The sequence below is a fragment of the Agreia sp. VKM Ac-1783 genome (assembly GCF_900177765.1).
GTDB lineage: Bacteria > Actinomycetota > Actinomycetes > Actinomycetales > Microbacteriaceae > Agreia.
The window spans coordinates 772397-785571 of the sequence record NZ_FXWI01000003.1; the positions used below are offsets into that span (position 1 = coordinate 772397).

The window sequence follows — 13175 nt, forward strand, 5'->3', positions numbered from 1 at the left end:
CTTCAGGCCGAGCACGCCCCGGTACTCACGGGCGCCGTCAGCTCGGGCGCCTGTGCGGCCACAGGAGAAAGCTCCTCCATCGTGAGCGCATAGCCCACATTGCTCACCGTGCTGGCCTTCGCGAAGACCACGCCGGCGACCTGGCCGTCGACCGTGAGAAGCGGTCCGCCCGAGTTTCCGGGCTCGATGTCCGCGGCGAGCGTGTAGGCATCCCGAGTGGTGCCGACTGCGCCGTCTGAGATCAACTGGAGGGGACCGGCGGCCAGGACCTCCGCTCCGGCGATCGAGAAGGGACCGCCGAAGGGATAGCCGGCGACGATCGCCGGACTCGTCGGCGGCAGGCTGTCGGTCAGTTGAAGGGCGTCTGCAGGCAGACCGTCGACCGCGATGACGGCGAGATCCGCCGCCGCGTCGAAGTAGACGATGCGCCCCGATCGCGGGGATTGACCGGGCACCTCCACCACGGGCTCCGAGATCCCCGCCACGACATGGGCGTTGGTGATCACTCTGTCTGGTGCGACCGCGAAACCGCTGCCCGACATGGTGATGCCGCACGCGTATGCGGTGCCTGTGATGCGGACGACCGATCGAGCCGCCGCGGTGAGCGCAGGGCTGTCGGTACTGACCGTCGGAATAGACGGAGCCGTACTCGGCGCGCCGAGTGCATCGATGACCCAGGGAGCGCCGTCGGTGACCGCGGCCGTGCGCACCTGGGCGAGAAACGTGCTGACCTGAGGGGGAACGATGCCGTCGATGGTCCGCAGAATCGACGATGACGCGAGGGCCTGAGTCAGCGGCGCGACGCCGAGAGTCGAGATGCCGGATGCGACGGTGACCACGACGAGTGCGGCCGCGACCCCGCTGCCGACGAATCCGAGCGTGCGGTCGACGAATCGGAGTTTTGCTTTCGCTACTCCTCGACCGATCGCCCGCCCGATCGTGGTTCCGAGCAGGTACCCCGCCGTGACCAGAATGAACGCTGTTCCGATCACCCCCGCGATCCGCCACTCCGGCGCGGAGATCCACGCAACGACGGGCGGAATCGCGAAGTACGCGCCCACACCCCCGGCGATCACCCCGGCGAGGCCCAGCAGCGATCTCACCAAACCCAGTCGGTAACCCGCCACGGCCCCCGCAATAAGCACGATCACCACGATGACGTCGATCATCCGAGGAGCCTCTTCACGCGGGCGATCCAGCTCTTCGCCGCCCCTGTCGGCTCGGCATCAGGGGCCGAGCCGACCACCCGCAGATCGATGTGCACGCCGGTGAGGCGACCCTCCGCATCCCGCGTTTGAACGACGGGGTAGAACCCGTCGCCCCAGCCCGAGTGGGCGAGGACCACGTTCTCGCCCGCCTGGGCGAGCGGCATCTCGATGTTCGCGGTTCCCGCGGGCAGCGGGGCATCGGCATCCATGATGTCGAACCACGAGCCGGGCTCGCCCGTGTCGAAGACGTCGTCATACCAGTCGTCGCCGTCACCCGGCATTGATGTCGCGACGGCGGCGGCGTCGAAGAACGCGACGGTGCCCGCATCGACGGCGACACCGAAGTAGGAGTCGTCTTCGGGCGGACCGTAGGGGCCGGGCACCGGTTCGAGGTCGACGGTCGGCGCATCGGAGAGAATGAGCGACAGATAGGCCTCGCGACGGTGCGAGCCGTCTTGCTCGGTCGACACGTCTGCCACGGTGACAGTCACGGGGTACGCGCCCGGCGGAATCTGCACGGTGATGGGCAGGTCGAGGGCCACGAACGGATCAGCGGCGCCGAGAGAGCCCGACGGAACACGGAGGGTTCCGAGGTCGTGAACGGTCAGTGTGCCTCGCACGCCGGTGACGAGCGGAGCTGGGCCCGAGGCGCCGGCGAAGAATTCGGAGAGCTGCACCCGACAATGATGCCAGCCCGAGTTGTGGGTCTACTTCGCGATGAGGAGGTCGCGGAAGCCGAACCCCCCGCGCGGCGGCAGAGCAGCTCGGATCTCCTCCGCGGAGAAGTCGAGTCGGGGCCGCAGGTCGACCGGTAGCTCGGGCGTCGGGGGAGCGGCTATCGACACGCCTTCGGCCAGCATCGTCGCCTGGGCTTTGGCGATGAGAGGGACCTTCATCGTCCACTCCGTGAGCTGCGCGACCACGCGGATGGCCCACACCGGTGCGGGGACGATGGCGACGCGACGACCGAGGACGCGCGCAACCCTCCGCACGGCTTCGCTCAGCAGGAGTTCCTCATGCCCGGTCACGGCGACGGTGCTGTTCGTCAGCCGCCCCTCGACGGATGCGACGAGAACGTCGACCATCTCACTCACGGGTATGGGCCGGATGCTCTTCTCGCGCAGGCCCACGGTCGCGAAGAGAGGCAGCGTCTGCACGGAATGGCTCAGGTGGTCGACGAGGTGATCGCCATGACCGTAGATCATTCCCGCCTTCAGTACGGTGAAGTCGAGACCAGACGAACGGATCATCTCTTCGGCGGCCCATTTCGACTCGTGATACGCCGAACCGCAGTCGGGGCGGGCACGAAGAAAGCTGAGCATCACGATGCGAGAGACGCCGGCGCGCTTGGCCGCCTCGATGACGGCGCGGGTGCCTTCGATGTGCACCTTGTCGTACGTCTGATCGCCGATCTCGCGATTGATGCCGGCGCAGTGCGCCACAGCGTCGCATCCGGCGAAGGCGGTCGCCATGGCGTCGACGTCGGTGATATCGATGCCGCTTCGACGGGAGACGAGAACGACGTCGTCGGGCGCGAACCGCTCGGCGAGGTGGCGGCCGAGAAATCCGGCGCCGCCGGTGATGGCGATCTTCACAGGCCCCCTCGTCGCACGAACAGTGCCGAAAGCAGAAAAATACGGTGGGCCCCGCCGGGCTCGAACCGGCGACCCGCGGATTAAAAGTCCGATGCTCTACCAACTGAGCTAGAGGCCCGCAGCGACTAATCTAGCGTGTCTTTGCGCTCCGATCGAACCGAGGCAGGATGGACGCATGACAAGCGAGCATCGCAAACCCGCACTCTTCGGCGGATCGGAGTTCGAGGCGTTCAAGGGTGGCGAGGATCCCGCCCACATCTCGCGGCTCGCGCACGACACGGCGAGTGCGCTGCTGGGGAGGGTTCGCGCCGATCCAGACCCGGGAGTCATCGACCGACTCATCGAGTACACCGACCTGCACGGAATCGACGCCATCGCCGAGCTGTGGTCGCGGGCGTCATCGCACAGCCTTCCGGGGGCGCTCTGGCGCATCTACCTGCTCCGCGCTCTGATCCGTCAAGATCCCGAGCAGTCGAGTTTTCTGTTCCAGAAGGGCAGCGAGCTCAGCATCACCATCGACCCTGTTGTCGCCGGTGCGACCTCGCCGACGGGTCCGAAAGAGATCACCGAACTCGCCGACCAGATTCTGCGCGGCATCTTCGATGGCGACTTCGCCGTGGCCCTCGAGCGGGCGGCAGCCTTCTGCCGCATCATGTCTCTCGGAGCGGCCGCCGAAGCCGACGATACCGAATCGGATTCGGCCGAGCGGGCATCCGAATTCACGGTGCGCGCCAACCGCTTCGCCGAGACGGCGTCGGAGTTCGCTATCTGCGCAAAACTGTGGAGAACGGACAGCCTCGACTGAAGTCGGGTAAAGTCGTATCTCGCCGGGCCGTGGTAACCCCGGGCTCCAATTTCCGCCGTTACGAACGGCCTTCCGCCGAGAGGCGTTCCGCGGCCTGGCACTACTTCTGATCGTCGGCCGCGAGGCCGGTCACCGGGCGGGCGCATCCTCATGGCATTCCGAGTCGCCGCCGTCATCTGGACAGCCATCGCGCTCGTGGTGATAGCGATCGTGCATTTCTCTCTCGCTCCGCAATTCGATCTGGTGCAGACGCGGCTCGAAGGCGGCTTCGTGGCGACCGTGGGCCAGCTCTTTCGCGTCGCAGCGGTGTCGAGTGCTGTGCTCGCCGTGCTCATCCTCGTGAGGCCGCGCCGGTGGTCGGCGCTCGTCGTCGCATCCGCATCGTTGGCAGGACTTGTCCTGACGGTGGCAAGCACCGTCACACCCATCGAGCTTCCCTTTGGACTCCCGATGATCCCGGTCGGCCCCTGGCTGCAGCTGCGAGTCGTTACGGCGGCTGCGGAGACCCTCGCGGTCGTCGGCTCGATCACGATCGCGAGCCTTCGGCGCCCCAAATAGCGCACAGCGTGTAGGGCAGCTTCGTCGATTTGGCAAGGGTCAAAATGGCCCCCGCGTTCGGGTGACATGCTGAGATCCGCCGAAGGCACGACTTCACGCGGCGCACAACAACCCACGAAACGGAGGCGGCAATGACGAGCCTTCTTTCGCATTCGAGTCGAGACGGTTCAGTACCCGAAAAGCCGGTCGCGCGCGAGGACCGTGCCGTTCGTGAACCGCAGCTGGTGCGGGTGGCGTCCGTGCCCGCATCCCATGTCTATGTGCGTCACATCTCACCGATCGATGGCGATGTGGCGCAGCCCGGCGGCCCGATGGCCGCCTCGCACGACGGCGGAGTACGAGTCGTGCGTCTCGCCGACCCCGACCCCGACGACCCGAGTCGCTCCGCCGAGCAGCGCTGGTGGCCGCCGACGATGCTCGAGGCCGAGTGGGTGCGAGAGCACGCAGACGACTTCGACATCTTTCACCTGCAATTCGGATTCGACGCACGGACTCCGGATCAACTGCGCGAGCTCGTCGCCGAGTTGCGTCGGCAGGGCAAGCCGCTCGTCTACACAGTGCACGACCTCCGCAATCCGCACCACCACAGCCCGGCCGAACACGATGCTCAGCTCGACGTCCTCGTGCCCGCGGCCGACGCGGTCATCACGCTGACAGACGGGGCCGCCTACGAGATCAAGCGCCGCTGGGCCCGCCGCGCCATCGTGCTGCCGCACCCCCACGTGGTCGACTTCGAGACGATGCGTCGGGTGCAGCATGACCGGCTCGATGCGCGACCAGACAGCGGCGATGGCGAATTCCGCATCGGTCTGCACCTGAAGAGCCTTCGCGCCAACATGAACCCGGTGCCGGTCGTCGGCGCTCTGCTCGACACCATCGATGGACTGCCCGGAGCGGTTCTCCAGATCGACGGCCATCGTGATCTTCTCGAACCCACCGGTCTGCGCTACGACGAGGGCCTCGCCGATCTTCTCCGCGAAGCTGCGGAGGCGGGTCGCATCGATCTTCGGATCCACGACTATTTCGATGATGCTCACCTGTGGCAGTACCTCGCGTCGCTCGACCTGTCGGTGCTGCCCTACCGCTTCGGAACGCATTCGGGATGGCTCGAGGCCTGCCGCGATCTCGGAACCGCCGTGCTCGCACCCACCTGCGGCTACTACCGGGATCAGGCTCCTGTGATGCTCTACCTGCACGACGACGACGGCCTCGACGCCGACTCGTTGGGATGCGCGGTCGCTCGTGCCTACTACGACCGACCGTCCTTCTCCATCACGGTCGACGAGCGTCGGCGCCAGCGTGACGCGGTATCAGACGCGCACGCCGCGCTCTACCGCGATCTGCTTCGATGAGGCGGGCCCTCCGCATCTGCCTGATCGCCTCCAGTCGCTTTCCTATTGCAGAGCCGTTCGCGGGCGGCCTCGAAGCCCACACGCACAGCCTGGCGAGCGAGCTCATCCGTCGAGGCCACGAGGTCACCCTGTTCGCCGCCCCCGGATCGGATCCTGGTCTCGGAGTGACAGAGATCGGAGTCGCGCCTTTCAGCAGCAGCCCGGCCGCCCGCGCCGATGTGGGTGCCCGGCCGGAGGAGTGGATGCGCGAACACCATGCGTACCTGAAACTGATGCTGGATCTGAGTCGATCCCCGGGCCGCTTCGACGTGGTGCACAACAACAGCCTCCATCACCTGCCCGTCGCCATGGCGGAGGCGACGGGGCTTCCTTTTGTCACTACGCTGCACACCCCTCCCGTGCCATGGCTCGAATCGGCAGCGATGTTGGCCTCGCCCAGCCTCGCCTATGCCTCGGTGAGTCGGCACACGTCGAGAGCCTGGGGTCACGTCGTCGACAGCACGGTGATCCGCAACGGTGTCGACACGAACAGATGGATCCCCGGGCCGGGCGGCGAGGCTGCGATCTGGTTCGGGCGCGTGGTTCCCGAGAAAGCCCCAGACCTCGCGATTCGTGCGGCGCGTGAAGCGGGAATGAGTATCGATCTGGCGGGGCCGAGTCTCGACAAGGGTTACTTCGATGCGGAGATCGCCCCGTTGCTCGACGACCGCACTCGCTACTTGGGGCACCTGAGGCACGAGCAGCTGATGCGAGCCGTCGGACGCGCGTGCGTCTCGGTGGTCACGCCGAACTGGGACGAGCCGTACGGCCTCGTCGCGGCTGAGTCGCTGGCGTGCGGCACGCCCGTCGCGGCCTTCGCTCGGGGAGGAGTTCCCGAGATCCTCGACGAACGCTCCGGCCGTCTTGCTGCCCCCGGCGACGTTGTCGGGCTCGGACAGGCCATGATCGAGGCTGCGCAGCTCTCTCGCGGTGACGCCCGAGACCGTGCCGTCACCTCGTGTTCGCTCGAGCGGATGGTCGACGACTACGAGCTTCTCTACGACACGATGATCGAGTCCGAGATCGCCGCGTGATCGGCTACTACATCCACCATCAGGGTCGTGGACACCTGAATCGAGCTCTGGCGATCGCGGCCGAGCTCGATCAGACCGTCGTGGGACTCTCGTCGCACCCCCGCCCCGCCGACTGGAGCGGCGAGTGGGTGGATCTGCCTCGCGACGACGAGTCGATCGAGCCGCGTGACGTCGATGCGCACACACGTCTGCATTGGGTGCCCCTACACGATGCCGGACTTCGAGCACGGATGGCGCGGATCTCGCGGTGGATCTCAGAGTCGAAGCCGCGGCTGATCGTCGTGGATGTCTCGGTGGAGGTCGCTCTGCTCGCCCGGCTTCTCGGCGTACCGGTCGTGACTGTGGCGCTACCCGGCATCCGGGCAGACGAGGCCCATGGGCTCGGATATGACATCTCGGCTGCGATCATCGCGGCGTGGCCGCGACAAGCCGACGGCATGATCTCGGGTCTCAGCGCGTCGGCTCGCCGACGCCTGCACTGCGTGGGGGCGATCTCGCGGTTCGGTTCACGGGGCGACGAGGGGCGTCCAGCACTCGGCTCCGGCTCGTCCCGGCGGGTGCTTCTCCTGGGCGGTGCCGGCGGCAGCTCCCTCGATCCAGCGGCGGTTGCGACGGCGCGAGCGTCTACGCCCGACTGGCACTGGACGGTGTTGGGAAGCCGAGGAGGGCGATGGGTCGACGACCCGTGGCCCGACATCTGCTCGGCCGATGTCGTGATCACCCACGCGGGGCAGAACGCGCTCGCGGATGTTGCCGCCGCTCGCCGCCCGGCCGTCGTGATTCCTGAATCGAGACCGCATGACGAGCAGGTCACGACCGCCTCGGTGCTGGCGGGTAGCAGCAGGTGGCCCGCGATCGTGCGGTGGAACTTCCCCGAGACGGGGTGGCCGACCCTCCTCGAGGAGGCGGCGGCACTCGATGGCGATCTCTGGCGCACCTGGAACGACGGCAACGGAGCACGGGCAGCTGCGGCGGTGATCCGGGCCGAGCTGACGCATGCCGCGACCTCGGACGCCTCATGACGCGGGTGGCCATCGTGACCGTCGTGCACGGTCGGCACGCTCACCTCGCGCTGCAGAGGCGGGCCGTCGCGCTCAGCGTGAGACAGCCTGACGACTACATCGTGGTGGCTGTCGACGACGAGTCGGTGCCGGATGCGGCGCACGTCCGCGATCGCATCGTGCACATCCCGGCGCATCCGCTCGGCCTTCCCATCGCTGCCGCCCGGAATGCAGGAGCCGAGGCTGCGCTCGCGGCGGGCGCCGACGTGATCGTCTTCCTCGACGTCGACTGCGTGCCCGGGCCGGAGCTGGTGGGAGCCTACGAGGCCGCCGCAGCCTCGGACGAGCTGCGCGACGACATCCTGTGCGGACCGGTGGCGTACCTGCCACCCGCCCCGCCCGACGGCTACGACCTCGCGAGCATCGCCACGCTCGCGGCGCCGCATTCGGCTCGCCCTGCGCCGCAGCCCGGTCAGGTGATGCGCGGGGGAGACCACGACCTGTTCTGGTCTCTGTCGTTCGCGGTCACGGCGGCGACGTGGAGCAGGATCGGCGGCTTCGACGAGGCCTATGTCGGCTACGGCGGCGAGGATACGGACTTCGCCGCATCGGCGGCAGAGAAGAGCATCGAGCTCGCCTGGATCGGTGCGGCGCGCGCCTACCATCAGCATCACGCCGTCGAGTCGCCCCCGGTGTCTCACCTCGACGACATCGTGCGCAACGCTGCCCTGTTTCACGAGCGGTGGCACAGGTGGCCCATGGTCGGCTGGCTCACCGCGTTCGACGACGCCGGACTCATCTCGCTCAGTCCGGTGAGCGGCGTCTACGAAAAGCTCTGACGCGCGACCAATCCGACATCGTACCCGCGCCGAATCATTGGTGTGAACAGACCACGAACAACAGGCCCCCAGCGGGAAACCTGTCATGCTTAAGCTCGTGACCTCTGATATCGACCATGACGGTACTCCCTTGGAGGCACTCGACTCGGTCGAGAGCCTGCTTCTGCGGGTCGCCGACGGCGATCAGAGATCATTCGCCGAACTGTATGACCGGGTCGCGCCGAGGGTTCTGGGCCTCATCAAGAGACTGCTGATCGACCACGCGCAGTCCGAAGAGGTCGCACAAGAAGTGTTTCTCGAGATCTGGCGCACAGCCACACGATTCGACCCGCAACGCGGCGCCGCCCTCTCCTGGGTTCTCACCATGGCTCACCGCAGGGCCGTCGACCGCATCCGTGCGTCGCAGTCCTCACACGATCGCGATATCAAGATCGGTATCCGTGACGTCGACCGTGAATACGATCAGGTGGCCGAATCGGTCGAGATCAGAATCGAACATGAAAGGGTGAAGAGAGCAATGACTCAGCTGACTGAACTGCAGCGCGAAGCCATCTCTCTGGCGTACTACGGGGGATACAGCCATAGCGAGGTCGCGAAGATCTTGGCGATACCGATCGGTACCGTCAAGACGCGGCTCCGAGACGGCATGATTCGCCTCAGAGATGAAATGGGAGTTGCCTGATGGCCACGAACGATGACTCTCGCATGAACACCGGAGCTTTCGCTCTCGGAGCCCTGAGCCCTGAAGAGCTCGAGCGGTTCATCGCCGCCGCCGAGTCCGATCCCGAACTCGCCGCCGAGGCAGACGGACTCAGCGCCACCGCAGTGCTTCTCGGCCTGGCGTCTACTCCGGTCGAGCCGTCGGCGAAGCTCAAGGTCGACTTGATGGCCGCGATCGCGTCGACTCCACAGCTGCCTCGCGAGACGGTCGTGCCGCTCGCCGAGGTGCGTGACGACGAGCCGTCGGCATCCGCTCGGGTCGAGGATGCCCGACCGCAGCCGGTCGAGGCAGGCGCGGCCGAGCAGAAGGCCCGCACACGTTGGTTCGCCAGGCCCGCCACGCTTCTCGTGTCGGCGGCTGCGGCCATCGGCCTGTTCGTCGGTGGAGGCTTCGTCGGTTCGGCGCTGACGGGAGACACTCCTGTCGTCGTCGATCAGCAGGCCGCCGGTCTTGCCCAGATCTATGCCGCCTCCGACGTGCAGTCGGTTCGCAGCGAGGTCGAGGGCGGCGGCGTCGCCACGCTGGTCTGGTCGGGTGAACTTGGACGCTCCGCCGTGGTCGTCGACGGTCTCGCACCGTTGCCCGCCGGCAGTGTCTACGAGGCGTGGTACATCAACGATGCCGGAGCTGCTCCCGCGGGAACCTTCGATGCCACCGGTGCCCACAAGACGTCATGGCATCTGCTCGACGGAACCATGTCGGCGGGTGATACCGTCGGCGTCACAGTCGAGCCGGCGGGCGGATCGAAGACCCCGACGACGACGCCCATCGTGGCGATCGCCAGCGCATAGCGGCCGTATCTGAGCTCTTTCCAAGAGCCTCACAATGACGAAGGCCCCCTCGATCTCGAGGGGGCCTTCGTTATGCCGTGCTGCGGTTCTCGCTATCCGAAGCGACCCGAGACGTAGTCCTCGGTGTCCTTGACGGTCGGGTTCGAGAAGATGGTGGTGGTGTCGTCGTACTCGATGAGCTTGCCGGGCTTGCCCGTGCCCGCGATGTTGAAGAACGCCGTGCGGTCTGAGACGCGGCTGGCCTGCTGCATGTTGTGAGTCACGATGACGATCGTGTACTCCTCTTTCAGCTCCTTGATGAGGTCTTCGATCGCCAGGGTCGAGATGGGGTCGAGGGCCGAGCACGGCTCGTCCATCAGAAGAACGTCGGGGGAGACGGTGATGGCGCGCGCGATGCAGAGTCGCTGCTGCTGTCCGCCCGAGAGTCCGCCACCGGGGAGGTTCAAGCGGTCCTTCACCTCGTTCCACAGGTTGGCGCCGCGCAGGCCCTTCTCGACCATGTCGTCGCCGTCGGACTTCGAGATGCGCTTGTTGTTGAGCTTGAGTCCCGCGAGCACGTTGTCACGGATCGACATCGTGGGGAACGGGTTCGCTCGCTGGAAGACCATGCCGACCTGGCGACGCACCAGCACGGGGTCGACTCCGGGAGCGTAGAGGTCGTTGCCGTCGATGATGACCTCGCCCTTCACGTGTGCGCCGGGGATGACCTCGTGCATGCGGTTCAGGGTGCGCAGGAATGTCGACTTGCCGCATCCGCTGGGGCCGATGAACGCGGTGACGGTGCGGGGTTCGATGGTGATCGACACGCCCTCGACGGCAAGAAAGTCACTGTAGTAGACGTTGAGGTCTTTGACCTCGATGCGCTTGGACAATTCGATTCCTTCGGATTCTGTGGTGCGAAAGGGGGAAACTCGGGGGTGGAAGGCTAGCGCGAGCCCTTGGGGGCGAACACCTTCGCAATGACGCGTGCGATCAGGTTGAGGATGACGACGAGGATCACCAGGAGCAGTGCGGCGCCCCACGCGGAGTTGTTCGACGCGGTGATGTCTGTGCCGGGGAAGGCGAAGCCGGTGTATGCCATGACGGGAAGCGTCTGCATAGGGCCCTCGAAGGGGTTCGAGTTGAAGTTGTCGGTGAAGCTCGCCGCCATGAAGATGGGCGCGGTCTCGCCGATGACGCGGGCGATGGCCAGCATGATGCCGGTGACGATGCCCGCGATGGCGGTAGGCAGAACGATGCGCACGATGGTCGCGAACTTCGACACGCCCAGTGCGTACGAGGCCTCGCGGAGGTCGTGCGGCACCAGGCGCAGCATCTCCTCGCAGGCCCGGACGACCGTGGGGATCATCAGCACGGAGAGGGCCACCGAGGCGGAGAACCCGCTGAACGCCTTCGGGCCGAGGATGATCGTGAAGAGAGAGAACGCGAACAGACCGGCGACGATCGACGGGATGCCGGTCATGACGTCGACGAGGAACGTGACGGTGCGCGACAGCCACTGGCCGGAGCGGCCGTACTCGACGAGATAGATCGACGTGAACAGGCCGATGGGGACCGAGATCAGCGTGGCGATGCCGGTGATGATCAGTGTTCCGACGATGGCCTGGAGGGCTCCCGGCGTGTTCGTGACCTCGAGCGTGTCGGGGTTGAACGCCGAGCCGCCGGACTGGGTGATGAATTGGAACGACAGCGCCCCGATGCCCTTGGAGACGACGGTGAAGAGAGTCGAGACGAGCGGGATGATGGCCAGCAGGAACGCGACGGTGACGAGGCCTCGAACGAGCCGATCGATGGCCTTGCGCCGGTTCTCGACGAGGCTCGAGAGGATACCGAGGAGTACGAGGTAGACGACCGCGCTCAGAACGAGCCAGCCGATCACGTCGAAACCGATCAGCATCAGCAGCACGCCGGAGACGACAGCGGATGCGCCGAAGATGTAGAGCTCGGCGAATCGGGGCAGCTGCCCGGTTGTCAGCGAATTGGGAACGGGACCCTTTTCGACAGTGCGAGGACTCAGCGCGGTCATGCGGATGCTCCTTCAGGGCCGGCGGCGGTGTTCTTCTCGGCGACGAGGTCGCGCGTGAGGGTCGAGGTGGCGTCACCCGTCGGCACGACGAGTGGCTTCGGGCGGGACTTCTTCTTGCCGCCCGTCTTCGAGGAGCCTCGAGTCACGATGTACCGAGCGATCATGTTGACCGCGAGCGATACGACGAACAGCAGCAGACCGGTGCCGATCAGGGCCTGGCGCTGCAGTGTCGAAGCGATGGGGAAGTTCAGGGCGATGTTGGCCGCGATGGTCTGCGAGTTCTCGCCCTCTGTGATCACGAGGAACGAGACGATGACGGCGGGGGAGATGATCATGGCGATGGCCATGGTCTCTCCGAGCGCTCGGCCGAGGCCGAGCAGGGTCGCGCTGACGATTCCCGACTTGGCGTAGGGAAAGACTGCGAGGCGCACCATCTCCCAGCGAGTGGCACCGAGAGCCAGGGCTGCCTCTTCGTGCAGGCGAGGCGTCTGCAGGAAGATCTCTCGCGAGATGGACGTGATGATGGGGAGGATCATGACGGCGAGCACCACTGCGCCCGCGAGGATGGTCGAGCCGGTCGTAGAGACCTGGCCGCCGAAGATGGGGATCCACCCGAGGTACGTGTTGAGCCAGTCCGACAGCGGAAGCAGGAAGGGGCGGATGACGATGATGCCCCAGAGTCCGAAGACGACCGATGGAACGGCCGCGAGCAGGTCGACGACATAGCCGAGGAGACCCGCGAGGCGGCGAGGCGCGTAGTGCGAGATGAAGAGGGCGATACCGATGCCGATCGGTGCGCCGAGAACGAGCGCGATGGCTGCAGACCAGAGTGTTCCGAAGAGCAGCGGTCCGACGTACGCCCAGAAGCTGTCGAAAGCCGACGTGAAGCCGTCGTTGAGCTCGGGGTTGCTCTGCCAGTTGGCCACGATGGCCGGCATGCCCTGCACGATGAGGAACAGGGCCACGCCGGCGAGGATGACCATGATGAAGATGGCGCTGCCGGTGCTCAGCCCGCGGAAGATCGCATCCGCGGGCCGAGCCCGAGTGCTGCGCTTGGGGGAGGCAGCCGGTGCAGGCGTGCCGCCCCCAAGCGGGGTGGTGCTGTCAGACGTCGTGTTCTGCCGAGGCTGCGTCGAGGAAACAGATTCAACTGAGGTTCGGTCGCTCATGGCGGTCTTTCTCGAGAAGGTCGGGAGAACGGACTGG

Annotated in this window: 14 protein-coding genes and 1 tRNA gene; 8 read left to right on the forward strand and 7 right to left on the reverse strand. The window is 66.3% G+C overall.

Features of this window, described 5'->3' with window-relative positions:
• Window positions 1-2: 2 nt before the first annotated feature.
• The 4 genes from CCK87_RS13340 to CCK87_RS13355 all read right to left on the reverse strand — a co-directional run bounded on the left by CCK87_RS13340 (window position 3) and on the right by CCK87_RS13355 (window position 2921).
• A complete protein-coding gene (locus CCK87_RS13340) occupies window positions 3-1169 on the reverse strand; it encodes a MarP family serine protease (protein WP_086461835.1) in 1167 nt (388 codons plus the stop codon).
• The gene (locus tag CCK87_RS13345) at window positions 1166-1885 is read right to left on the reverse strand and encodes a DUF4241 domain-containing protein (protein ID WP_086461836.1); all 720 of its coding nucleotides are present in this window, start codon (window positions 1883-1885) and stop codon (window positions 1166-1168) included. The genes CCK87_RS13340 and CCK87_RS13345 overlap by 4 nt, the downstream gene beginning before the upstream one ends.
• A 30-nt stretch (window positions 1886-1915) precedes the next feature.
• Window positions 1916-2803 carry an NAD(P)H-binding protein gene (locus tag CCK87_RS13350; RefSeq protein WP_086461837.1) on the reverse strand — a complete coding sequence of 296 codons (888 nt, stop codon included), beginning with the start codon at window positions 2801-2803 and terminating at the stop codon, window positions 1916-1918.
• Window positions 2804-2848: 45 nt separating this feature from the next.
• Window positions 2849-2921: transfer RNA gene (locus tag CCK87_RS13355), tRNA-Lys, on the reverse strand.
• A gap of 57 nt (window positions 2922-2978) precedes the next feature.
• Between CCK87_RS13355 and CCK87_RS13360 the strand changes: the two genes are divergently transcribed.
• From CCK87_RS13360 to CCK87_RS13395, 8 genes are all read left to right on the forward strand, one after another.
• The gene (locus CCK87_RS13360; protein WP_086461838.1) at window positions 2979-3608 is read left to right on the forward strand and encodes a DNA-directed RNA polymerase subunit beta; all 630 of its coding nucleotides are present in this window, start codon (window positions 2979-2981) and stop codon (window positions 3606-3608) included.
• Window positions 3609-3758: 150 nt separating this feature from the next.
• The gene (locus CCK87_RS13365; RefSeq protein WP_086461839.1) at window positions 3759-4166 is read left to right on the forward strand and encodes a hypothetical protein; all 408 of its coding nucleotides are present in this window, start codon (window positions 3759-3761) and stop codon (window positions 4164-4166) included.
• Between the two features lie 131 nt (window positions 4167-4297).
• Window positions 4298-5518, forward strand: coding sequence for a glycosyltransferase family 1 protein (locus tag CCK87_RS13370; protein ID WP_249273889.1), 1221 nt, complete (start codon window positions 4298-4300; stop codon window positions 5516-5518).
• The gene (locus CCK87_RS13375) at window positions 5515-6591 is read left to right on the forward strand and encodes a glycosyltransferase (protein ID WP_086461840.1); all 1077 of its coding nucleotides are present in this window, start codon (window positions 5515-5517) and stop codon (window positions 6589-6591) included. Before CCK87_RS13370 ends, CCK87_RS13375 begins: the two co-directional genes overlap by 4 nt.
• Window positions 6588-7613 carry a glycosyltransferase gene (locus CCK87_RS13380; protein WP_086461841.1) on the forward strand — a complete coding sequence of 342 codons (1026 nt, stop codon included), beginning with the start codon at window positions 6588-6590 and terminating at the stop codon, window positions 7611-7613. Before CCK87_RS13375 ends, CCK87_RS13380 begins: the two co-directional genes overlap by 4 nt.
• The gene (locus tag CCK87_RS13385) at window positions 7610-8431 is read left to right on the forward strand and encodes a galactosyltransferase-related protein (protein ID WP_086461842.1); all 822 of its coding nucleotides are present in this window, start codon (window positions 7610-7612) and stop codon (window positions 8429-8431) included. The genes CCK87_RS13380 and CCK87_RS13385 overlap by 4 nt, the downstream gene beginning before the upstream one ends.
• An 85-nt stretch (window positions 8432-8516) precedes the next feature.
• Entirely contained in the window at window positions 8517-9113 is a 597-nt protein-coding gene (locus CCK87_RS13390) for a sigma-70 family RNA polymerase sigma factor (protein WP_086461843.1), read from the forward strand.
• On the forward strand, window positions 9113-9943 hold the full coding sequence (locus CCK87_RS13395) for an anti-sigma factor (protein WP_086461844.1): 831 nt from the start codon (window positions 9113-9115) through the stop codon (window positions 9941-9943). Before CCK87_RS13390 ends, CCK87_RS13395 begins: the two co-directional genes overlap by 1 nt.
• Window positions 9944-10035: 92 nt before the next feature.
• Here the strand turns inward: CCK87_RS13395 and pstB are convergent, their stop codons facing one another.
• Genes pstB through pstC form a run of 3 tightly spaced genes read right to left on the reverse strand, consistent with a single transcriptional unit; the run spans window position 10036 to window position 13138 of the window.
• Entirely contained in the window at window positions 10036-10815 is a 780-nt protein-coding gene (gene pstB / locus CCK87_RS13400) for a phosphate ABC transporter ATP-binding protein PstB (protein ID WP_086461845.1), read from the reverse strand.
• A gap of 53 nt (window positions 10816-10868) precedes the next feature.
• Window positions 10869-11969, reverse strand: a complete 1101-nt coding sequence (gene pstA / locus CCK87_RS13405; protein WP_086461846.1) for a phosphate ABC transporter permease PstA — start codon at window positions 11967-11969, stop codon at window positions 10869-10871.
• On the reverse strand, window positions 11966-13138 hold the full coding sequence (gene pstC / locus CCK87_RS13410; protein ID WP_086461847.1) for a phosphate ABC transporter permease subunit PstC: 1173 nt from the start codon (window positions 13136-13138) through the stop codon (window positions 11966-11968). The genes pstA and pstC overlap by 4 nt, the downstream gene beginning before the upstream one ends.
• Window positions 13139-13175 lie beyond the last annotated feature (37 nt).